Raw genomic sequence first — 21205 nt, 5'->3', positions numbered from 1 at the left:
TAGCGTGTTGGCGATTAGCTTTCAGCGGTAATACGGACTCGTTGCGCTTTTTCTATAGGGGCGGTTTGTTTAGCTGCCAGCTTTGCATCGATCACGTTTTTGATAGCAATAAGCAGCCCCATGCCTAAAAATGCACCGGGTGGTAAAATAGCCAGTAGAAACGGCGTATCTGTGGCAAAGAGGGTGATTGTCCAGTTTTCAGCAATTGGTCCGAATAGTCTATGCGCACCGGCGAACAAGGTGCCTGCACCGAGTATTTCCCGAATAGCGCCAAGTAGCACCAATACCAGAGTAAATCCCAATCCCATCATTAGTCCGTCAAAGGCCGAGGCGCGAGGGGTATTTTTCGAGGCGAAAGCTTCTGCACGGCCAATAATGGCGCAGTTAGTCACTATCAGAGGAATAAAGATCCCCAGAGCCAGATACAAATCGTAGGTAAACGCATTCATAAGTAGCTGAACGATAGTCACAAATGCTGCGATTATCATAACAAACACCGGAATGCGTATCTCATTACGTACGATGTTTCGTATTAATGAAACAGTGACATTGCTTCCAATAAGTACCAGCATGGTCGCCAGGCCTAACCCAAGGCCATTAATAAATGTCGCGGTAACCGCAAGTAAAGGGCAAAGACCCAGTAGCTGAACCAATGCGGGGTTATTTTTCCACAGCCCTTGGAGTGATAAATCACGGTAGTCAGTCATGTTCGTACTCCTGTGGTGTGGTAGTGGGCTCAACAACATCCGTGCCGCAGTTAGTGTCGGCGCTAAATAAATCAGCCTGATGGGCTTGCGCGTATACCAGTGCCCGACGCACTGCACCTACTACAGCGCGCGGTGTAATGGTCGCGCCGGTAAATTGATCGAACTCGCCACCATCTTTCTTCACATACCATGGTGCGGTATTGTCACTGGAAAAGGCTTTACCCGTAAATGAGGTTATCCAGTCACTCACTGCCAACTCAACTTTGTCGCCAAGACCGGGAGTTTCTTTGTGTTCTATTACTCTCACGCCAAGTACGGTCATATCGATGCTCACGCCAATCACCAAATCAATGTTGCCACTGTAGCCATTGGGTGCGGTGGCCTCTAACACCAATGCACTTGGCGAGTTTTCCAATGTGGCGCGATACACTTTATGAGAACGCTTACTGCCCAGCGCTTTTGCTGTTATCAAGGTACAATTGGCGTAGAGTGGGTTGTCGTGATAACGCTCGGGTACTACGTCGTTTAATACACTGAGCAGTTTTTGTTTCTTTTGATGTTCAATACGGTCTTGAGTTCCAAAAAAAGTCAGTGCAATAAGGGCAGTAGTCACAACGGCAAAAACGCCCAACATGGCGCCGTTTTTTAGCAAACTATCTCTCATCATTGTGAATTTCCTCGCGCTTTTTGGCTTACATTTTTGCCGTAAACACGAGGGCGTGTGTAGTAGTCTATCAAGGGGACGGCCATATTCATGATGATCACTGCAAATGCCACGGCGTCAGGGTAACCACCAAACGTACGGATGATAACTACCCAAAAACCAATTGCTGCACCAAATATAATTCGGCCTTTTGGTGTGGTTGACGCAGATACGGGATCGGTGGCGATAAAGAAAGCACCGACAATTACTGCACCATTGAATAGGTGAAATAATGGTGAAGCGAAGTAATCAGCGTCAGCGATATGTAACAGTGAAGCACACAGAATAACACTGGCAATCATGCCGCCGGGAATGTGCCAGCTGATCACTTTTGTTCTCCACAGAAAAAGACCGCCAACCAGATAGGCCAGACTGACCATTCCCCAACCTGCGCCTGCAGCATCAAACAAACCACCACTAAAAATGGGTTGATTCAGTGACTCGCTGTATGTCATTCCCTGCGTGAGATCAGTTTTTAACGTGTCTAAGGGAGTGGCCATCGTTACGCCATCTGCAATGGTCTTGAGCTGTGTGACATCGTAACCACTGGTGGTAAAACCCGTAAAAATAAGGGATATGGAATCAAGTAGATCAATGGGCACGCTTGAATAGGAGGCAGGTGGTAACCACAGGCTCATTGCTGCAGGAAATGAAATAAGTAATACCACATACGCGATCATTGCGGGGTTAAAGATATTAAAACCCAGTCCACCATAAAGTTGCTTAGCGACGACAATTGCAAAAAATACGCCTGTTACCGTCATCCACCACGGCAATGTAGGCGGTATGCTGATTGCAATTAAAAGCCCCGTTAAAATAGCGCTGTAGTCGGTCAGTGTGCGTTCAACAGGTCGGTTGCGAAGATGCAAAACTACGCCTTCAAATATGATGGCGCTGGTGACAGCAATAGCAGCTTGTACTAGCATACCCCAGCCGAAAAATACCGATTGCGCCAGCATGCCTGGGATCATGGCATAAATCACTAAACGCATCACTTGGCCAGTGTCACGCCTTACACGCTGATGGGGTGAGCTTGATAAAGTCAATTTCATTGGGAACCGTTCTCTTTTTCTGCCGCGGCTTTCTTCGCTTTTGCTTTAGCGATAGCTGCAGCAATACGCGCTTTTTTCTCATCTAACTCAGAGTGGGACACAGTGGTATCTTTATCTAATTCACTGTCATCTTTTACTGTCGTTTGGCTGTTGTCTAACGCGTCTTTTAGATCCTTCTTTGCTTTTGCCTTCGCAACGGCTGCAGCGATACGTGCTTTTTTCTCATCAACCTCGCTGGTAGACGCGGTGTTATCTTCGCTTAATTCACTGGCTAACGCCTCTTTTGCTTCTTTCCTCGCTTTAGCTTTGGCGACGGCTGCGGCAATTCGGGCTTTTTTCTCATCACCTTCACTGTGTAAGGTTGCCTGTGAATTATCAGCAATGTCGTCATCTTTGCTAGGCTGTTGAGTAGCGGCTTTTTTAGCTTTCGCTTTGGCAACGGCTGCCGCTATACGCGCCTTTTTCTCATCACTGTCAGGCTGTGTCAAAGGACGTGTTTCATCCGGCGCGTCTTCTTTAGTTGTTGAGGTTGCTGGCTCCACTTTTTTGGCTTTTGCTTTGGCGACGGCTGCCGCTATTCTTGCCTTCTTCTCATCTGACTTATCGGTTGATGAAGGTTCTACTACTGCGCTTTGTGTACTGTTGTTATCGTCCACATCATTTTGCTTTTCGGCTTTTTTGGCTTTCGCTTTTGCAACAGCAGCTGCAATTCGCGCCTGTTTGCTGTCTTGATCGGGGGCTGGCTGCATCGCATCTTCCGTCGGTGCTGGCTGCTCAGTAGCTTGCACTTGCATATCGGACTGAGTTTGTTGCCCAGACTGCGCTGCCTTTTTGGCTTTAGCTCTCGCTATCGCCGCTGCAACCTTGGCCTTTTTATCGTCTTCAGGCGACTCGCTGTGGCTGGCGTGTGGTGCCGAGCTTTTAGCATTTCCCTCTGACATAGTTTGTAACGCCGCTTTTTTCGCTTTAGCACGAGCCAATGCTGCCGCAACTTTATCTTTTGCATCACCGGTGGAAGCTGAAAGAGGTTGAGTTTCTTGTCCTGAAGTTTCAGATAGCTTCGCTTTATTAGCTGCTAATCGCGCTTCTTTGGCTTTTCTGTGTTTTTCTTCTCTCTCTTGCTTTTCACGCTCAAGCCTTGCAGTTCGCGCTTCAAATCGCTGTTTCGCTTTTTCTGCTTTATTCTTCTCGTCTCGCTGAAGCCTTATTTCAGACTTTGCCTGACGGTAATAATGTACCAGCGGAATTTCGCTGGGGCAGACATAAGCACAGGCGCCGCATTCAATACAGTCAAAAAGGTCGTATTCTTCTGCTTTATCGTATTCTTTTGCTTTGGCGTGCCAGAACATTTGCTGAGGTAATAAGGAAGCGGGACACACATCTGCACATGCACTACAGCGAATACAGGGGCGCTCTGCATTGTCGTCTACCAGTTCTTTATTCCCCGGCACTAATAGGCAGTTCGTCGTTTTTACAACAGGAATAGTGGCATCAGACAAAGTGAAGCCCATCATTGGGCCGCCCATAATGACCTTGGGGCTTTTTTGTTTGTCTGCATTGTATCCTGCTTGCTCAAGTAAATGGGATACTGGCGTTCCCAGCAAGGCTTTGAAGTTACCTGGTGCGGCTACGGCTTCACCCGTTACTGTCACTACCCGTTCAATGAGAGGCTTGCCGTGTAGGATGGCATCGGCAATGGCATAACAAGTGCCAACGTTAAACATCATCATGCCTATGTCTGCCGGTAAGCCGTTTCGCGGTACCTCTCGCCCAGTGAGTACTTGAATAAGTTGTTTTTCGCCCCCTGCAGGGTACTTTGTTTCTACACTAACAACGCGGTAAGCCTTTTTATCCTGACAGGCAATATTAAGCGCTTCAAACGCTTCGGGCTTGTTGTCTTCAACTGCCACTATGACAGCCTTAGGATTGATAAGGTGCGTCAGAATATCGAGACCTTGTCTTATCTGCCAGGCGTGCTCGCGCATAAGACGGTCATCAGATGTGATATAGGGTTCACACTCTATCCCGTTAAGAATTAAAAATTCTACGGGTTTAGAGGTGGCTGTTTTAATGTGTGTTGGAAAGCCGGCACCTCCCATTCCTGATATGCCAGCCTGACATATGGCCTCGATGAGTGCGTGTTTATCAGCCTCACCGTAGTTGGCAATGGGCTTGAGTTCACACCAGGTGTCTTTCCCATCAGGTTCAAGCATGATGCACATTTCACTGAGACCGCTGGGGTGCGCAACAACATGGGGTGCTATCGCCACAATTTCACCTGACGTTGGTGCGTGAACAGGAACCGAAAAGGGGGTTGAGCTTTGTGAAAGGATCTGACCTTTTAAAACTTTATCACCCACAGCCACACAACAAATACCATCTGAGCCAATATGCTGGCGCAGGGGGATAACTAACTGACTGGGCAAAGCTGGCTTCTTTATAGGAGACGTATTAGACAATGCTTTTTTGTCTTCGGGATGCACGCCACCTGGGAAGGAATACAATTTTCCTGCATCGAGGGTGTCTAGAATTGAGTCAAAACTTGGGTACATCACAATCAAGATACCATTTTTATAGGAATATCGCCTTTGGGCGATGAGGAAAAGTCCCATTTCCACGTGGCAGTGGTCTGTTCAATGGGAACCATATCTATACAGTCAACAGGGCAGGGGTCTACACATAAGTCACACCCTGTGCACTCGTCAGTAATAACGGTATGCATGTGCTTTGCCGCCCCTAATATGGCATCAACGGGACAGGCTTGTATGCACTTAGTACAACCAATACATTCATCTTCGCGAATAAAAGCGACTTTTTTAACGTCTTCTTCGCCGTGTGCAGCATCAAGCGGTTTGGGTTCTACGCCCATCAAATCGGCAAGTTTTTTAATTGTGCTTTCACCACCTGGTGGACATTTATTGATATCGTCGCCATCGGCAATTGCCTGGGCATAAGGTTTACATCCGGGGTAACCACATTGGCCACATTGAGTTTGAGGAAGTACGGCGTCAATTTGTTCCACTAATGGATCGCCTTCTACTTTAAAGCGAATACTGGCGTATCCCAACACCAATCCAAATATGAGTGCAAGCGCACCAATGGCAATGATAGCGTAGATAATGGCCATAGAGATCGTCATCAGAACTTCACCAACCCACTAAATCCCATAAAACCCAATGACATTAATCCCGCTGTGATCATGGCAATCGATGCACCTTTAAAGGCCACCGGTACATCTGCGGCAGCTAACCTTTCGCGCATAGCAGCAAACAGGATCAACACCAATGAGAAACCTATAGCTGCGCCAAATCCGTAAATTAAACTCTGCATAAAATTATGTTGCTCAGTGAGGTTTAGCAAAGCGACACCTAATACTGCACAGTTGGTCGTAATAAGAGGGAGAAATATACCCAGCAGCCTATATAAGGTAGGACTCGTTTTGTGCACCACCATTTCGGTAAATTGAACGACCACGGCTATGACTAAGATAAAGGCAAGAGTACGCAGATATCCAATACCCAGAGGGATAAGTAGATAGGTTTCGACAAGGTAGCTGGAAGCCGAAGCAAGGGTAAGAACAAAGGTGGTTGCCATCGACATACCCATGGCAGTTTCCAATTTGCTCGACACGCCCATGAAAGGACATAAGCCTAGAAACTTAACCAACACAAAATTGTTTACCAGAACTGTGCCAATTAATAACAGTAAAAATTCAGTCATGAATATCGCAATTCCTTCGAGGAATTTAACGGACAGTGCCCGAGAATAAAAAGAAAAACTAGAGTAGGGGTATTATCCCTTTTTAGAACGGGTTTAACAACTTGATTGAATTAGGGTTATTCAACGTGTAAATACGGTAATGTGAGCGTTGTAAAAGGGAGATATAAGGGAATGTTATTTTGAAGCCAACTAAGTGGCTCCCCCTCCCCGACTCGAACGGGGGACCTGCGGATTAACAGTCCGTCGCTCTAACCAACTGAGCTAAGGGGGAATCGACACCTAAGTTGTTGCTGAAGTTGGCTCCCCCTCCCCGACTCGAACGGGGGACCTGCGGATTAACAGTCCGTCGCTCTAACCAACTGAGCTAAGGGGGACCTGTGCTTCAACGGAGGCGAATATTAAAGACGTACTTAGTTGCTGTCAACAACATAAATGAAATATTTGTACTGAGTGCGCAAAAAATAGCTTTTTAGCCCTTTTGTGCTCAATATGTCGTCAATCAGACAAAAGTAACGGTTAATAAGTAGACGTTACCCGTTACATAAATACTATATAGTTAAGTTCTTCATTATAGAGGGGCTAACCTAATGCCCTTTTACATATATCTATAATTTCAAAGAAGCTATAACAAAATAGAATAAAAAAAAGCTTTTATACTGGTATTATATACAGCCTTTAATAAAACTGTAACCTGTCCCTTAGTATTAAAGGTTAGTCCTTACTTACGTATTTTTTTTCCAATCAGGCACAAAATCGCGCCAAATATGGTCTAGCGTTAGTTATCCACTAAATCTGTGGATAACTATGTTGATAGCTTGATTTTGTGTGATGAAATAAGGGGATCGGTCGGTATGTGATCCCAGCCTGGTGGGGCTGTTATTGCTATTTTGGCTTTAAAAAACAAATTGTTAGCGTGTTTTTTTTGATCGGTTAAGAAGATCGTTTTCGATCGGTTGTGCAAAAAGTAGCTTGTGTGTTAATTCGGCGAATGTTTAAAAGCTACTCAGTAAATTCTCTGTTATATCTCAATATGTTACATTGTGTTAACATGTTGTGGTGTGCTCATGACCAGTGAGTGTCCTGCTACAAAGCCGACAACAGCTCAACATTAACGCTATTGATGTATTTATTATTCGTCATAAAAGCTTAACAGGTTCAATAAGAGAAAAAGTGACGTAAAAAGCAATTAAAGTGAAGCTTTCTTTTAGTTGGTCTTGATTTTTATGCATTACAGGTATTTTTTGTAGAAATAGCATTAACCCTCTCAAAGATTGTCTTATTGGTCTTATCTACGTAGCCAAGTCAGAATTACTTTTTTAAACTGACATCATTGAATGAGAAAAAGCTGCTGTGGCCGCTGTTACATTCTACTTTTTAACCAAATTGTTAGCATTGGGGTTTAAGTGACAAAAAGTGACACTAAAAGAGGGGCTTCTGACTTGCTCGGTGGTGATATCAGTTCCACATTAAAGCGCATGACCATTCCTATGATTATGGGCATGGTAATGATGATGAGCTTTGGGCTAATAGACACATTTTTTGTTAGTTTACTTGGCACTGATCCTCTTGCCGCGATTAGTTTTACGTTCCCCGTTACGTTTACCGTAATCAGTTTAAATATTGGATTGGGAATTGGGACGTCAGCGATTATTGGTAAACTACAAGGCAGTAAAGCGTTAGCAAAATCACAGCTTTATGCCTCTGGCTCTTTGATGCTGTCAGTGTTGTTGGTAGGGGCACTTGCTATTATTGGTTTTTTCACAATAGAGCCAATCTTTCGCTTACTGAATGCTTCAAATGCGCTTATGCCTTATATCTCTGACTATATGGGGCTGTGGTATTTATCAAGTATATTTCTCGCCATACCTATGGTGGGAAACAGTGTGCTAAGGGCATGCGGAGACACCCGTACACCCAGTATTGTGATGGCCGCTGGCGGTGGTTTAAACGCACTGCTTGACCCACTGTTTATATTTGGTTTAGGACCGATACCTGCTATGGGAATAAAAGGCGCTGCATTGGCTACCTTTATCGCGTGGATAGTTGGGGCATTTTCTATCCTTTACATACTTGCGGTGCGCAGAAAACTTATTCTACCTCGATTACTTACCATAAGTGAGCTGTTTGAAAGTAGTCGCGCTATCCTCAAGATCGGTTTACCCGCTGCTGGAGCAAATATGTTAACACCTGTTGCAGGCGGTGTAATGACGGCCGTTGTTGCCAGCTACGGAGCTGAGGCTGTGGCAGCATGGGGAGTAGGGAATAGAATGGAATCAATCGCAAGTATTGTGGTGTTGGCTTTGTCTATGACGCTTCCTCCTTTTGTCAGTCAAAACGTGGGGGCAATGCAGATTGAGCGTGTAAAGCAAGCCTATGGGTTAACCTTAAAGTTTGTATTGATTTGGCAGTTTATGGTGTTTGTTGTGATGTGGGGATTATCCGGCTGGATTGCGCAAACCTTTGCTAGCGAAGTTGAAGTAAGAGTACTCATTCAACTGTTCTTAATGATTGTGCCGTTAGGCTATGGCTTACAAGGAGTGATTATATTGACCAATTCTTCCCTCAACGCCATGCACCGTCCTATGACAGCACTGGTACTCAGTGTCATCCGCTTGTTTATTTTCTTCGTACCAATCAGCGTAGCTGGAAGTGTACTGTTTGGGCTCAAAGGGTTGTTTGTAGGTACTGTTATAGCGAATATTGCAATGGCTGGCGTCTCTTTTGTGGTGTTTAAACGGGCGATTGCCCAAGTCGAAACTGAAAAAGTAATTGCGTAATAAGGTTGTTTAAATGAGTAGAGGGTTTGAGCTTCATTCTAACTATAAGCCTGCGGGGGACCAACCCGCAGCGATTGAAGCATTAGTAGATGGATTGGACAGTGGACTGGCAGGCCAAACTCTACTCGGTGTGACGGGGTCGGGTAAGACGTTTACGATGGCCAACGTGATACAGGCCGTGCAACGACCTACATTAATTTTAGCCCACAACAAAACGTTGGCTGCCCAGCTATATGGGGAAATGAAAGAGTTCTTCCCTAACAACGCGGTGGAGTATTTTGTATCCTATTACGACTATTATCAGCCTGAGGCCTATGTGCCCAGTACCGATACGTTTATCGAGAAAGATGCGTCTATAAATGATCATATTGAGCAAATGCGACTGTCGGCGACTAAAGTGCTTATGGAGCGAAGAGATGTTGTGATTGTCGCCAGTGTGTCCGCCATATATGGCCTAGGGGATCCTGAGTCGTATATGAAGATGCTATTGCATCTAAGACAAGGCGATACCATGGATCAGCGTGACATTCTTCGCCGTTTGGCTGAACTTCAGTACAAGCGCAATGATCTCGCTTTTGAACGTGGCACATTTAGGGTGCGCGGTGATGTTATTGATATTTTTCCTGCTGACTCCGAAAAACAGGCAGTAAGGGTAGAACTGTTTGATGACGAAATCGATAAGATCAGTCTTTTTGACCCCCTTACCGGAGCGGTGGATAAGTCGGTGATCCGTGCAACGGTGTTTCCGAAAACTCACTATGTGACGCCGCGGGAAAAGATTTTAAATGCCATTGAACATATCAAAGACGAATTAGCCGATCGCAAAAAGCAATTGCTCGACGCCAATAAGCTAGTTGAAGAACAGCGTATTTCCCAACGTACACAGTTTGATATTGAAATGATGATGGAGCTTGGCTATTGCTCTGGCATTGAAAATTACTCTCGCTATCTTTCCGGTCGAGCGCCTGGCGAGCCGCCGCCCACGTTACTGGACTACTTCCCCGCTGATGGTTTGATGTTCATTGATGAATCGCATGTCACGGTGTCTCAGGTCGGTGCGATGTATCGCGGTGACCGTTCCCGTAAAGAAACCCTGGTGGAATTTGGTTTTAGATTACCGTCGGCTTTGGATAACCGGCCGCTAAAATTTGAAGAATTTGAGCAAATCTGTCCCCAAACGATATATGTTTCTGCCACGCCAGGGGATTACGAATTGAACAAGACCCACGGGGAAATTGTCGAGCAAGTGGTTCGCCCAACAGGGCTTTTAGACCCCATTATCGAGGTGAGACCCGTCGCCACGCAGGTTGATGATGTGTTATCAGAAATCCAGAAGCGGGTAGAACTGGATGAAAGAGTATTAATTACCACGTTGACCAAACGCATGGCTGAAGATTTAAGTGAATACTTAAATGAACACGGTGTAAAGGTGCGTTACCTTCACTCTGATATCGATACCGTCGAGCGGATTGAGATAATTCGCGATTTGCGTCTTGGAAAATTTGACGTGTTGGTAGGGATCAATCTACTTAGAGAAGGTCTCGATATGCCGGAAGTCTCTTTGGTAGCTATTTTAGATGCCGATAAAGAGGGGTTCTTACGGGCTGAGCGTTCGTTGATACAGACCATAGGACGAGCAGCGCGTCACGTTAACGGCAAGGCAATTTTATATGCCGATACCATAACGAAGTCCATGAAAAAAGCCATGGATGAAACCGAGCGAAGAAGGGAAAAGCAACAGGCTCACAACAAAGCGAATAACATTACCCCAATGCGCTTGAACAAGCCCATTACAGATATTATGGATTTAGGTGAAAGTGCTCATCCGGCCTCGGGTAAGGTGAAGCTGCGTAAAGTAGAAGAGAAGAGAAAACAACAGAAAGCGGCAAGTGCCACTGAACTCATGGATCAGATTACTGAATTAGAAAAGCAGATGTTCGAATATGCCCGAGAGTTGGAGTTTGAAAAAGCGGCGTCACTGCGGGATGACATTGAATCTTTGAGAAAGCAAGTTGTGGCATTGTCGTAGTGCATTCTAAATAGTAAAAATAAGACAAACATCTTGCCCAGTGTGACAGATATGAAATTCCCTTTGTGTAAAAGGGGATATGTCACTGGGTAGCGAATTGGGAAAAGCCATAATTTGTCGTTGTAATAGTACCTGTAGTTTCATATAGTGCTAGCTTGAGTATCGATAACTATACCTATAAACAGGTGCTAATATGCTTAATCGTCTTCAGGAATCGGATATTAAGTTACTGCGTGTTTTCTACGCAGTAGCAAGCTGCAACGGATTTACTGCGGCAGAACCCGTGTTGCGCATGCAACGCCCCAACATCAGTGCCGCTATTAAAAAGCTCGAAGAGCGCTTAGATTTGGTGTTGTGCCACCGGGGGCGAGGTGGCTTTCAAATGACCAAAGAAGGGGAAGTGGTTTTTCAAGAAACTAAGCGAATTTTTAACGCCTTCGATAACTTTGTGTTTAACTTGAAGTCACTGCACGACGACTACTCAGGCCACATCACACTGGTACTGATGGCCGGCTTACCGCTATCTATGCACCTTGCGGTGAGTAAAGCGGTTAAAAGTACGATGAAAAAGTTTGACGATATTCACGTGAATATCCAAACCCGCCTATATAATGAGGTCGAACATGTGGCCTTGTCAGGTGAATGCCATTTAGTGGTATCCACTTATGACATGGTGAAGCCAGAATCTGTCACTTTCCACCCAATTGGACTGAAAACCCAAGGCAGGTTGTATTGCGCGCCTACCCATCCGCTGGCGAAGTACCGCGACACCGAGTTACCCGCTGACGTTAAAATTGAAGATTACCCTGCTATAGGCATTTCAGGCTTATCGTCTGCAAACTACATTCAAGATGAATCCAGGTTGTCCATTCAAACTTTTTCAGACTCGTTTGACGCTGCCATGTCTGCGATTATGACAGGTGAGTACGTAGGCTTGCTGCCGGATTACATGGCCAAAGAACAAGGCGCAGCCTTAGGGCTTGTACCAATTGCTAAAGGAAGCTTATTTAATTTCAGTCATGAACTGTTTGTGATGAATGGTAAAAACACTCGCCTTAACCCTGTTTTACGCCATTGTATTAAAGAGCTTGGTTATTTTATTTCTGAAAGTCAGAAATAGCGCCGTAAGTGGGAAGTGTTTGCGCTTCCCTACATTTTAGTGACTAATCGCTCAATGATATGACGCTGATTGTACAGGGGCGGCATACCATTACTGCTGCTACGCCCTGAGTAATGACTTTATCGGTGTAGATTATTACAAAGAGGAGTGTGGTGAAGAACCTTGGCCTGTTTTATCTCACTAAGCTTTGTGCATTCTTTGTCGGTTTAAGCAGCTGTTTCTTCCTGCATCAAGAAATGTCTTTGCCTATTGTGCTTAGCGCAGCTTTAACCGGATTAGTGGGCAGTTTCTTTCCTTACACGTCGCGTTTTCATAATCATCCGCAAGCGGCTATTTACACTGGTGCCTTCGCCGGAATGTGCTCATCCAACGTTATTCAAAGCCCAGTTGAACTTGTGGCGATAAGCGTAGTTGGGGCGCTAATCTATACCTTACTGCGCAACGTTTTTGTGGGAATAGGCGGTAAATTAGGGGCTATCGCGTTTACTGCTGTGGCAAGTGTGGTGCTTGTAAAAGGGATCATGGGGTAATGGGGCTTATTATTCTGGCACTGTTGGGCGGTCTCAGTACTTATTTGCTTTCTCGTGTGCCATCTATTGGCACTATCCGCGCAAGCAGTATTACTACCATCATGTGTTTCCTGATTTTTTATGGCTTTTGGGGAATCGACATCGCAAATCAATACAGTGCTATTTTCTTTGGTGGTAGTTTTGTGGGCATGAGTTCACCGACGAAATTATCGCTTTCTGCCGTTGTCGTGGCATCCGGTGTGTTTGGTGTAATTAGTGCGTTTTTGTTGCCCATATTAGCAGGGCTGGGAGGCGCACTAGGGATTTGTGCCTTTCTTTCAGTCGTTCTGGTGTACGGGAGTAAATATTTATATAAGCAGTGCCAGGAACGCAACAACTCAGCAAGATGACCTATTAACATAGCGTATAAAAACCAGACGCAAAGTGCGCCTGGTATCCCCTTATACACCCTTATACAATCAGGCCGAGCATTGTTAATTACGCTTCGTACTCCAATGGGTCAGTGGTGTGGTTATCGCGAAAGGCTTCTAAGCGCTCTTCACATGCGCCACACTTCCCGCAGGCTTTCTCCCGGCCATTGTAGCACGTCCACGTCTGGCTATAATCCAGTCCCATTTTTAACCCATCGGTTAAAATGGCCGTTTTGCTCACATCGATATAGGGTGTCATGATTGTTACTGGCGTGTAGTTAGCAATGCCACAAACGTCGTTCATGCGGTGTACAAATTCCGGTCGACAGTCTGGATAGATGGCGTGGTCACCCGAATGTGCGCCATAATACACTTCGTTTGCTTCAAGGCTGACTGCATAACCCACCGCTAACGAAAGTAAAATCATGTTGCGGTTAGGCACCACCGTTTGCTTCATGCTCGGTTCCTCGTAATGCCCTTCAGGCACGTCGATATCTGAGGTTAATGCAGAGCCACCGATAAGGGTGTTTATTGCACTGATATCGACAATTTTGTGCGGTACATTCAATGAATGACAAACATTTGCGGCGTAGTCGAGCTCTTTCTTATGGCGTTGACCGTAGTTAAAACTCAATGCATGAACCCGTTTTCCTGCACGTAGTGCTTTGTGTAAAACCGTGTAGGAGTCCATGCCCCCTGAATAAATAACAACAACGTTTTCTGACATAGTTTTCGAAGAATTGATAAATAATGCCAGAATTTTATGTGATCCTTGGTAAAATCACTACATGCAATCGTTAAAGGGTGACAAATTGTCAGTATCAACCACACTAAACATCAATGAGATGTTCGAAACTATTCAAGGGGAAGGTGCCTACACGGGGATCCCCTCTATTTTTGTACGTCTACAAGGCTGTCCGGTAGGCTGTCCGTGGTGTGACACTAAACACACTTGGGAGATTAAGCCGCAATTAGCGATTTCACCAGATCAAGTCATTGCGAAGTCTGCAGAATCCGAAACGTTTTTTGTCTCTGATGAAACCGATTTACTTGCCCAGTTTGAAACGCAGGGATACGTGGCTAAACACGTGGTGATCACCGGCGGTGAGCCATGTATGTATGATCTACGTCCACTGACTTCGTTATTGCACGACAAGGGCTATACTACCCAAATTGAAACCAGTGGCACATTTGAAGTGCTATGTGACGAGCGCACTTATGTCACCGTTTCGCCAAAAATAAACATGAAAGGTGGATATAAGGTGTTAGTCAGTGCCCTTGAGCGCGCAAACGAAATTAAACATCCAATTGCGATGCAAAAACACATCGATGAATTGGATGCTCTATTAGCTAATGTGTCCACCTTGGAAGGAAAACAAGTGTGTTTACAACCAATTAGCCAGCAAAAAAGGGCGACAGAGCTTGCTGTGCAGACTTGTATTGCACGAAACTGGCGGCTATCTTTACAAACACATAAATACATTGGTATCGAATAGCTGGCTTGAAATTAGCCCAGCTATTCGATGGTTCACAAGTACAAGGAAGGGTGTAATGAAAATAGTTCTGGTGTGCGTTGTCGGCATACTTTTGTATTCATCACAGGCACAAAGCGCGTTGTGGACCATCACCTATCCGCGCCCTTTAGATGATTCAGATACGCGCTCTCAATATCCTATCGCATTGCTTAAATTAGCGTTGGATAAAACGGGAGTGAATTATGAGCTCAGGCCATCTGACAGAATTCTGCTCACCGGTAAAGCCATGCGTCAGCTGCGGGAGAATCGTGAAGTCAACGTAGTGTGGAGCATGACTGACAGCCAGCGAGAGAAAGATCTCACGGCGATAAGGATCCCCATTGCCAAGGGACTTATTGGACTGCGGGTGTTTGTCATCAACGAGGATAAAAAGGCAAAATTTAACGGCATACAGTCCCTTAGCGAAATGCGTAAGTTAGTGCCGGTTCAGGGCGAAGAGTGGCCTGATACCAAAATTTTGCAGGCTAATGGTTTTAACGTTTTCACAGTGCCTGAATTTCGTGAAGCTTACGATATGATCCAACAAGGCAAAGGCGATTTCTTTCCACGCTCAGTAATTGAAGTGCACGGCGAATTGGAAAGCGAGGGCAATGGCAACGGGCTGTATCTCGAAGAGTCATTGGCTTTGTATTACCCAACAGCCATGTATTACTTTGTCAGTTCAAGCAACAAAATTCTAGCCAATTTAATTGAAACGGGCTTAAACAGAGCCATTGAAGACGGTTCATTTGATGCGTTATTTGAGTCGACTTATGCGCCTATTCTGGATGCGCTTAATATGGATAGTCGTACAATTTTCCCGTTAGAAAACCCACTGTTACCGCTTGAAACGCCATTGGCCAATCGCAAGCTTTGGTATACCGACGCCATTAAGCGCAGTGATGTTACTCAACCTTAAATAAGCTTGAACTATGAAAATGTGAAAGCAATAAAAAACGCGGCTAATGCCGCGTTTTTTGTGTTTTTCTGAGCTTATTACGATTCACCAGCGTGTACGCCTTTCATTGAGCGACCAGATGGATCGGCATTGTTTTTAAAGCTTTCATCCCATTCCAGTGCTTCAACAGTACTACAGGCGATAGATTTACCACCAGGTACACAGCGAGCAGCACTTTCCTGCGGGAAATAACTTTCAAAAATAGTGCGGTAGTAATAGCCTTCTTTGGTATCAGGCGTATTTACAGGGAAACGAAACTCTGCGCTGGCCAGTTGTTGATCCGACACTTCAGTTTCAACAAAGTCGCGAATTGAATCAATCCACGAATAACCCACACCATCGCCGAATTGTTCTTTTTGACGCCACAACACTTCTGCTGGAAGGGTTTCACCGTTATCGAAGGCTTTGCGCAAGATCCATTTTTCCATTTTGCCATCAAGACACATTTTGTCTTGTGGGTTTAAGCGCATGGCCACGTCAATGAAATTCTTGTCTAAGAAAGGAACGCGGGCTTCCACACCCCACGCAGAAGTGGCTTTATTCGCGCGCGCGCAATCGAACATGTGCAGGCGGTCGAGTTTACGTACCGTTTCTTCATGGAATTCTTTGGCGTTTGGCGCTTTGTGGAAATACAGATAGCCACCAAAGATTTCATCTGAACCTTCGCCGGACAATACCATCTTAATACCCATAGCTTTAATTTTACGGGTCATTAGATACATTGGCGTTGCCGCGCGAATAGTGGTGGTATCATAGGTTTCTAAGTGATAAATCACATCGCGAATGGCGTCTAAACCTTCTTGAATGGTAAAGTGAATTTCGTGATGCACTGTGCCAATCATATCGGCCACTTTTTTGGCCGCCTTCAGATCAGGGGCGCCTTCAAGACCTACTGCAAAGCTGTGTAGACGTGGCCACCACGCGTCGGTTTTGTCCTCATCTTCTACGCGTTTTGCGACGTATTGCGCGGCTACCGCAGAAACCAATGAAGAATCAAGCCCGCCAGAAAGTAACACGGCATAAGGCACGTCAGACATCATGTGAGATTTAACCGCTTTTTCAAAAGCAACCCGCAATTCGTTCAAATCACTGGTGTTGTCTTTTACATTATCGTACTCCATCCAGTCTCGTTTGTAGTACTTAGTGACCTTGCCGTCCTTGCTCCACAGGTAGTGACCCGGAGGAAATTCACTGATGGTTTTACACACGCCAGCTAACGCTTTCATTTCAGAAGATACGTAGAAGTTACCGTGTTCATCATAACCCGTATAAAGCGGGATAATACCAATGTGATCTCTGGCGATGAGGTATGCATCCTGTTCTTCATCGTACAAAATGAACGCAAACATACCTTCTAAGTCATCGATAAAATCGATTCCTTTTTGTTGGTACAAAGGCAGGATCACTTCGCAGTCAGAGCGGGTTTTAAACGGGTACGGTTGCTCGAGTTTTGCCGCCAACTGTTTGTGGTTATAAATTTCGCCGTTTACCGCGAGAATTTGTTTGTCATTTTGGCTGATAAGGGGTTGGGCACCTGTATCCACATCAACAATAGCCAATCTTTCGTGACAAAGAATGGTATTGTCATTATTCCAGATTCCCGACCAGTCAGGGCCACGGTGGCGCAATAGTTTAGATAAATCGAGGGCTTGGGTTCTGAGTTCAGACACATCGGTTTTGATATCAAGGATACCGAAAATACCACACATATAACGGATTCTCTCTGTTCACTTGTTGAAAAAAATATTTGAAGTTTTTTCTGTCGGGTACTCGCGTACGAGTGAGCGAAGGATTGTTTTTATTATTTTCGCGTGCTTTGAATGTGCCAGTCTGACAGGAAATTGCAAGCACATTATCATGAGAAAATGGAAATACTTATTCCATTTGTACTTTGTTACTACGCTGATGTGAAAAAAGTAGAAAGGATGACACGACTTACAGTTAATACCAGTAACAAGACGATTGTGACTTTAAATAAAAAAATCTGTCGTGACCATTGTATTTTTAACGCATAAAAAACCTATTCCAGATTGAAAATTGAGCGCATAATCCCGACGATTTTAATCTGAACGGCTTTGCATATGCAATTTACTAACGACCGCGTGTCGGCTTTTATTATTCCTGATTTTGCTATTTCATCTGATTTAATGGCAAGTTTGGGGTCTCGTTACCGCGATGCAGTACAAATAGATGTATCGGGCGGCGAAGCTTGGCTTTTCGAGTATGGTGTCATTGTCTTTTGGGGCGTGGATGAAGACGAAAAACTAGCACTCTTAAACAGACTCCAAGTGAACGACGCTGTGCTCACAGGGAAACACCAAGAACATTTACGCTTTGTGTTTAATGGCGATGAGCTGAAGCTTCATCGTGACATGATTGCATTGCCAGGCGAGGACGAATTACTGAGATTGTCCATCAGCCATGGTTTAGCACAGGCGGTTATGCTGGATGAATATGAATCTAAAGCACAGGACACGATTTCTCAATACGGCTACTTGCCTAATGCATTAGCAGAGACAGGGAAAATTATGCTTGGGAGAACCGCGCTGGCAAAAATTCGCGGCCATTTGTTTAGCACTAAAAGCGATATCTTCTTACATTATGGGCTACTTGATACGCCAGAGTTTTTCTGGGAATACCCAGAGTATGAATATGCGTATACGCTTACCTCCCGTTACTTAGATATCCGGCCGAGGGTTGAACTCCTTTCTAACAAACTGGACGTTATTCATGAGCTATTTGAGATGTTAGCAGATGATCTTAATCATAAGCATTCATCTTTCTTGGAGTGGATCATTATCATTCTAATTGCGTTTGAAATTGCCACATTTGGTGCAGAAGAGTTAAAAGCACTATTAATGTAATAGTGATATTTGACAAAAAAGGGTCTCCTTTGAGACCCTTTTTTTATAGAGTGACCTTTGCAGTTAATATATTCGGCAAAGGGCTATACACATAATAACCAGCAAAAACCTAGTTGTTACGCTGGAATTCGCTGCTTTCATTCCACTTCGGCCATGCATCGGCATTCGCAACCTTTACACCGACATCAAATAGCATTTGCGTATCTTGTACGATACCGCTTAAGTCCCAGTCCTCGCGGTATTCATCGCACACCTGGTGATAGCAGCCCGTTACAATGACGTTCATGCGCTTGCGGTATTTTGCTGTTTCATCATCGGCAGGCTCATTGCCACCTTCTGCGTAAAGCGCCGGTACGCCTTGCTTGGCGAAGCTGAAATGGTCAGAACGGTAGTAATAGCCTGCTTCTGGTCTGTCTTCTTGAGTAAGTGTGCGACCCTGCTTAGACGCAGCAGCTTTTAGGTAATCTTCCATTTCCGACTTACCCATACCGACTACTGCAACATTTTTGGTTTTACCCAATACATTCATGGCATCCATATTGATGTTTGCCACCGTGTTTTCCATCGGGATCACAGGGTTACTTGCGTAGAACTTACTTCCAAGTAACCCTTGTTCCTCAGCAGTTACGACAAGGAATGAGACCGAGCGTTTTGGTGCTGGGGCAAGTTGTGCATAGGCTTTAGCCATGGCCAATATTGCTGCAGTACCCGTGGCGTTATCATGCGCACCGTTGTATATCTGATCGCCTTCTTTACTCTCATCTTTACCTAAGTGATCCCAGTGGGCGGTGTAAACAATGTGCTCATCAGGCAGTTCACTACCCGGCAAAGTGGCTATAACATTATTACTTTCTGACTTTTTAAAGGTATTGTTAACCGTTACCGAGGCTTCAATGCCCATCGCTTTGTTGTATGGGCCCTTCATGGCTAGCGCTTTTTCTTCTTCGAAATTAAGCCCTGCATCACTAAATACCTTTTTTGCGGCGTCAAGGGTGAGCCAGCCTTCAACGGCAACGCGGCTTTGGCCCTGATCTTTACTGACCAAACCGTATTGCGGTCCGCTCCAGCTGTTTGCTACTACTGACCAGCCGTAAGAGGCAGGTGCTGTTTCGTGAACAATAATGGCACCAGTGGCACCTTGGCGGCTTGCTTCTTCATATTTGTAGCTCCAACGACCGTAGTAAGTCATGGTCGTGCCTTGAAACTTACCGCTGTCTGGGTTTTCAAACCCCGGGTCGTTGATTAGAATAACGACCGTTTTGCCCGTGACATCCAGGCCTTCATAGTCGTTCCAATCGTATTCAGGTGCATTGACGCCGTAGCCTACAAAGACAAGCTCAGAATTCTGTAGGGATACCGTTTCCGTTTCTCTTTTTGAAGAGGCCACCATGTCTTCTTTATATTTAAAGCTATTTTCGCCGATAGTCATGGTCATATCTGGCGCTGCGGTAATCTCCATTAGCGCAACTTTTTGTAAGTAGCTATCACCATTTCCAGGTTGCAAACCCGCTTTGGAAAACTCGCTTACCAAGTATTCGATGGTCTTCTTTTCACCTTCGGTCGTGGGGAGACGTCCTTCGAATTCATCGGAGGCAAGTACCTTAAGGGGAACGCGGATATCTTCATCAGAAATTCCGTTGTAAACCGTGTCAAAAATAGACGCTGACGTAGCTGTTGTCTTTTTATCTTGAGTTTGAATAGCGGTGTCGTTAGAAGGCGAGCATGCACTTACACCAAGAAGGGTAGGTACAAGCAATGGCAAAAACATTTTTTTCATTGTTAGTCTCTGTTTGCTCTACAATAAGCGTCCAGTATAGAGAAAACCCTAAAGCGAACCAATAGTTGTTATGCAATCTGACACAATCCCTTTTTGTAAACCCACGTTATTGCGCCACGCTAGTCCTCCGGTAGTGTCGATATTAGAAGAAACGGGGTTGCTTGATAGCAAGGCATTTCCTACTGAGCATGACCTTAACGACGTGGTAGCGCGCTTCCATCACAACTGGAACGGACCAATATTTAAAGGGCAAAGTACCTTTAGCGATGATGAAAACCGTTATTACGAAACCATCATCAGTGAAGAAAATGTCGTTCCTACCAGAGAGGGGAGTTGGCATGACTTATTTAATGCTCTGATTTGGCTACAGTTTCCAAAAACTAAAAAGTTGCTAAATGAACTGCATGTTGAAGATATTCGACAGTACGGGGTTACGCCACGTACGCCCAGACGCAACCGCATCACCCATTTTGATGAATGTGGTGTCATTATTGCCGTTGAAGTAGCAAGAGACGAGCAAACTGAAATACCGCAAGCACCAAGAGAAATAAACGACGCTGGTGTTGATAAGAGCCGTTCTTTCAAGACCTGTCAAAAACATCCACTTGCACAGTTTTTATCACAACTTGCAGACCATCAATGGGAAGAGGTTTTTGTGGTGCAGCGAGAAAGATGGTGGCAAACGGTTACTCCCTTTATTTTTGGGCACGCCAATCTGGAAATGATGTTATCGCCTTTTATTGGGTTAACCGGTAAGTGGCTAGCGGTAACCGTGCCGGTTGGTTTTCACAGGCGTGACCCGTGGCAACAGAGAAAGCTATTAGATGATGCAATCGTTGAGCGAATAAAAGCACTCGATCATTTTAATGCAGCACCGCTTTTAAAGCCTGTTCCGCTTCTTGGAATACCTGGTTGGTACGAAGTACAAAGTCATGCGTTTTACCAGAATCAAGACTATTTCAGGCCGTTGAGACCAGATAGTAAGCCAACCGTTCAGTTACCCTTGTGGTAGGGCATTAGCGTTAAATGAAGAAGTAATTTACT

General features: G+C 45.1%; 18 protein-coding genes and 2 tRNA genes. 9 read left to right on the top strand and 11 right to left on the bottom strand.

Annotation, left to right across the window (positions count from 1 at the left end):
• Nucleotides 1–14 precede the first annotated feature (14 nt).
• The 8 genes from ACMCM8_RS10960 to ACMCM8_RS10925 all read right to left on the bottom strand — a co-directional run bounded on the left by ACMCM8_RS10960 (nucleotide 15) and on the right by ACMCM8_RS10925 (nucleotide 6556).
• On the bottom strand, nucleotides 15–707 hold the full coding sequence (locus ACMCM8_RS10960; RefSeq protein WP_412722660.1) for an electron transport complex subunit E: 693 nt from the start codon (nucleotides 705–707) through the stop codon (nucleotides 15–17).
• A complete protein-coding gene (rsxG, locus tag ACMCM8_RS10955; RefSeq protein ID WP_412722659.1) occupies nucleotides 700–1374 on the bottom strand; it encodes an electron transport complex subunit RsxG in 675 nt (224 codons plus the stop codon). Before rsxG ends, ACMCM8_RS10960 begins: the two co-directional genes overlap by 8 nt.
• The gene (gene rsxD, locus ACMCM8_RS10950) at nucleotides 1371–2462 is read right to left on the bottom strand and encodes an electron transport complex subunit RsxD (RefSeq protein ID WP_412722658.1); all 1092 of its coding nucleotides are present in this window, start codon (nucleotides 2460–2462) and stop codon (nucleotides 1371–1373) included. Before rsxD ends, rsxG begins: the two co-directional genes overlap by 4 nt.
• Nucleotides 2459–5014, bottom strand: a complete 2556-nt coding sequence (rsxC, locus tag ACMCM8_RS10945) for an electron transport complex subunit RsxC (protein ID WP_412727690.1) — start codon at nucleotides 5012–5014, stop codon at nucleotides 2459–2461. Before rsxC ends, rsxD begins: the two co-directional genes overlap by 4 nt.
• 5 nt (nucleotides 5015–5019) lie before the next feature.
• Nucleotides 5020–5601 (bottom strand): electron transport complex subunit RsxB, encoded by a 582-nt coding sequence (gene rsxB / locus ACMCM8_RS10940; RefSeq protein ID WP_412722657.1) that lies wholly within the window; start codon nucleotides 5599–5601, stop codon nucleotides 5020–5022.
• Entirely contained in the window at nucleotides 5601–6182 is a 582-nt protein-coding gene (gene rsxA / locus ACMCM8_RS10935; RefSeq protein ID WP_412722656.1) for an electron transport complex subunit RsxA, read from the bottom strand. The genes rsxB and rsxA overlap by 1 nt, the downstream gene beginning before the upstream one ends.
• Before the next feature lie 194 nt (nucleotides 6183–6376).
• A tRNA-Asn gene (locus ACMCM8_RS10930) sits at nucleotides 6377–6453 on the bottom strand.
• Between the two features lie 26 nt (nucleotides 6454–6479).
• A tRNA-Asn gene (locus tag ACMCM8_RS10925) sits at nucleotides 6480–6556 on the bottom strand.
• Nucleotides 6557–7669: 1113 nt separating this feature from the next.
• Between ACMCM8_RS10925 and ACMCM8_RS10920 the strand changes: the two genes are divergently transcribed.
• From ACMCM8_RS10920 to ACMCM8_RS10900, 5 genes are all read left to right on the top strand, one after another.
• Entirely contained in the window at nucleotides 7670–8959 is a 1290-nt protein-coding gene (locus ACMCM8_RS10920) for an MATE family efflux transporter (RefSeq protein WP_412727688.1), read from the top strand.
• A 13-nt stretch (nucleotides 8960–8972) separates the two neighbouring features.
• Entirely contained in the window at nucleotides 8973–10988 is a 2016-nt protein-coding gene (uvrB, locus tag ACMCM8_RS10915; RefSeq protein ID WP_412722655.1) for an excinuclease ABC subunit UvrB, read from the top strand.
• A 193-nt stretch (nucleotides 10989–11181) separates the two neighbouring features.
• Nucleotides 11182–12108, top strand: a complete 927-nt coding sequence (locus ACMCM8_RS10910) for a LysR family transcriptional regulator (RefSeq protein WP_412722654.1) — start codon at nucleotides 11182–11184, stop codon at nucleotides 12106–12108.
• Between the two features lie 152 nt (nucleotides 12109–12260).
• Nucleotides 12261–12638 carry a hypothetical protein gene (locus ACMCM8_RS10905; protein WP_412722653.1) on the top strand — a complete coding sequence of 126 codons (378 nt, stop codon included), beginning with the start codon at nucleotides 12261–12263 and terminating at the stop codon, nucleotides 12636–12638.
• Complete coding sequence (locus ACMCM8_RS10900) at nucleotides 12638–13027, top strand: hypothetical protein (RefSeq protein WP_412722652.1); 390 nt, start codon at nucleotides 12638–12640, stop codon at nucleotides 13025–13027. The genes ACMCM8_RS10905 and ACMCM8_RS10900 overlap by 1 nt, the downstream gene beginning before the upstream one ends.
• 88 nt (nucleotides 13028–13115) lie before the next feature.
• Here ACMCM8_RS10900 and queC read toward each other — a convergent pair whose 3' ends face one another.
• On the bottom strand, nucleotides 13116–13775 hold the full coding sequence (gene queC, locus ACMCM8_RS10895; protein WP_412722651.1) for a 7-cyano-7-deazaguanine synthase QueC: 660 nt from the start codon (nucleotides 13773–13775) through the stop codon (nucleotides 13116–13118).
• Nucleotides 13776–13836: 61 nt separating this feature from the next.
• On the opposite strand from queC, the gene queE reads away from it, so the two are divergent.
• Together queE and ACMCM8_RS10885 are read left to right on the top strand one after the other, a co-directional pair.
• Nucleotides 13837–14544, top strand: coding sequence for a 7-carboxy-7-deazaguanine synthase QueE (gene queE, locus ACMCM8_RS10890; RefSeq protein WP_412722650.1), 708 nt, complete (start codon nucleotides 13837–13839; stop codon nucleotides 14542–14544).
• A 55-nt stretch (nucleotides 14545–14599) separates the two neighbouring features.
• Nucleotides 14600–15481, top strand: a complete 882-nt coding sequence (locus tag ACMCM8_RS10885; protein WP_412722649.1) for an amino acid ABC transporter substrate-binding protein — start codon at nucleotides 14600–14602, stop codon at nucleotides 15479–15481.
• 77 nt (nucleotides 15482–15558) lie between these two features.
• On the opposite strand, the gene asnB is transcribed toward ACMCM8_RS10885, so the two are convergent.
• Entirely contained in the window at nucleotides 15559–17229 is a 1671-nt protein-coding gene (gene asnB, locus ACMCM8_RS10880; protein WP_412722648.1) for an asparagine synthase B, read from the bottom strand.
• A 372-nt stretch (nucleotides 17230–17601) separates the two neighbouring features.
• Between asnB and ACMCM8_RS10875 the strand changes: the two genes are divergently transcribed.
• Nucleotides 17602–18384, top strand: a complete 783-nt coding sequence (locus tag ACMCM8_RS10875) for an RMD1 family protein (protein ID WP_412722647.1) — start codon at nucleotides 17602–17604, stop codon at nucleotides 18382–18384.
• Between the two features lie 109 nt (nucleotides 18385–18493).
• On the opposite strand, the gene ACMCM8_RS10870 is transcribed toward ACMCM8_RS10875, so the two are convergent.
• Nucleotides 18494–20161, bottom strand: a complete 1668-nt coding sequence (locus ACMCM8_RS10870) for a M28 family metallopeptidase (protein ID WP_412722646.1) — start codon at nucleotides 20159–20161, stop codon at nucleotides 18494–18496.
• A 70-nt stretch (nucleotides 20162–20231) separates the two neighbouring features.
• Here ACMCM8_RS10870 and ACMCM8_RS10865 point away from each other — a divergent pair, with 70 nt between their 5' ends.
• Nucleotides 20232–21173 carry a DUF3025 domain-containing protein gene (locus ACMCM8_RS10865; protein WP_412722645.1) on the top strand — a complete coding sequence of 314 codons (942 nt, stop codon included), beginning with the start codon at nucleotides 20232–20234 and terminating at the stop codon, nucleotides 21171–21173.
• The last annotated feature ends 32 nt before the right edge of the window (nucleotides 21174–21205 follow it).

The sequence above is a fragment of the Alteromonas sp. D210916BOD_24 genome (assembly GCF_047159385.1).
Classification (GTDB): domain Bacteria; phylum Pseudomonadota; class Gammaproteobacteria; order Enterobacterales; family Alteromonadaceae; genus Alteromonas.
This window is presented reverse-complemented; position numbering and strand designations above follow the sequence as displayed.

Coding starts and splice junctions, on each gene's coding strand:
- ACMCM8_RS10960 (WP_412722660.1), bottom strand. CDS start 707: ATGACTGACTACCGTGATTTATCACTCCAAGGGCTGTGGAAAAATAAC.
- rsxG (WP_412722659.1), bottom strand. CDS start 1,374: ATGATGAGAGATAGTTTGCTAAAAAACGGCGCCATGTTGGGCGTTTTT.
- rsxD (WP_412722658.1), bottom strand. CDS start 2,462: ATGAAATTGACTTTATCAAGCTCACCCCATCAGCGTGTAAGGCGTGAC.
- rsxC (WP_412727690.1), bottom strand. CDS start 5,014: ATGTACCCAAGTTTTGACTCAATTCTAGACACCCTCGATGCAGGAAAA.
- rsxB (WP_412722657.1), bottom strand. CDS start 5,601: ATGACGATCTCTATGGCCATTATCTACGCTATCATTGCCATTGGTGCG.
- rsxA (WP_412722656.1), bottom strand. CDS start 6,182: ATGACTGAATTTTTACTGTTATTAATTGGCACAGTTCTGGTAAACAAT.
- ACMCM8_RS10920 (WP_412727688.1), top strand. CDS start 7,670: ATGATTATGGGCATGGTAATGATGATGAGCTTTGGGCTAATAGACACA.
- uvrB (WP_412722655.1), top strand. CDS start 8,973: ATGAGTAGAGGGTTTGAGCTTCATTCTAACTATAAGCCTGCGGGGGAC.
- ACMCM8_RS10910 (WP_412722654.1), top strand. CDS start 11,182: ATGCTTAATCGTCTTCAGGAATCGGATATTAAGTTACTGCGTGTTTTC.
- ACMCM8_RS10900 (WP_412722652.1), top strand. CDS start 12,638: ATGGGGCTTATTATTCTGGCACTGTTGGGCGGTCTCAGTACTTATTTG.
- queC (WP_412722651.1), bottom strand. CDS start 13,775: ATGTCAGAAAACGTTGTTGTTATTTATTCAGGGGGCATGGACTCCTAC.
- queE (WP_412722650.1), top strand. CDS start 13,837: ATGCAATCGTTAAAGGGTGACAAATTGTCAGTATCAACCACACTAAAC.
- ACMCM8_RS10885 (WP_412722649.1), top strand. CDS start 14,600: ATGAAAATAGTTCTGGTGTGCGTTGTCGGCATACTTTTGTATTCATCA.
- asnB (WP_412722648.1), bottom strand. CDS start 17,229: ATGTGTGGTATTTTCGGTATCCTTGATATCAAAACCGATGTGTCTGAA.
- ACMCM8_RS10875 (WP_412722647.1), top strand. CDS start 17,602: ATGCAATTTACTAACGACCGCGTGTCGGCTTTTATTATTCCTGATTTT.
- ACMCM8_RS10870 (WP_412722646.1), bottom strand. CDS start 20,161: ATGAAAAAAATGTTTTTGCCATTGCTTGTACCTACCCTTCTTGGTGTA.
- ACMCM8_RS10865 (WP_412722645.1), top strand. CDS start 20,232: ATGCAATCTGACACAATCCCTTTTTGTAAACCCACGTTATTGCGCCAC.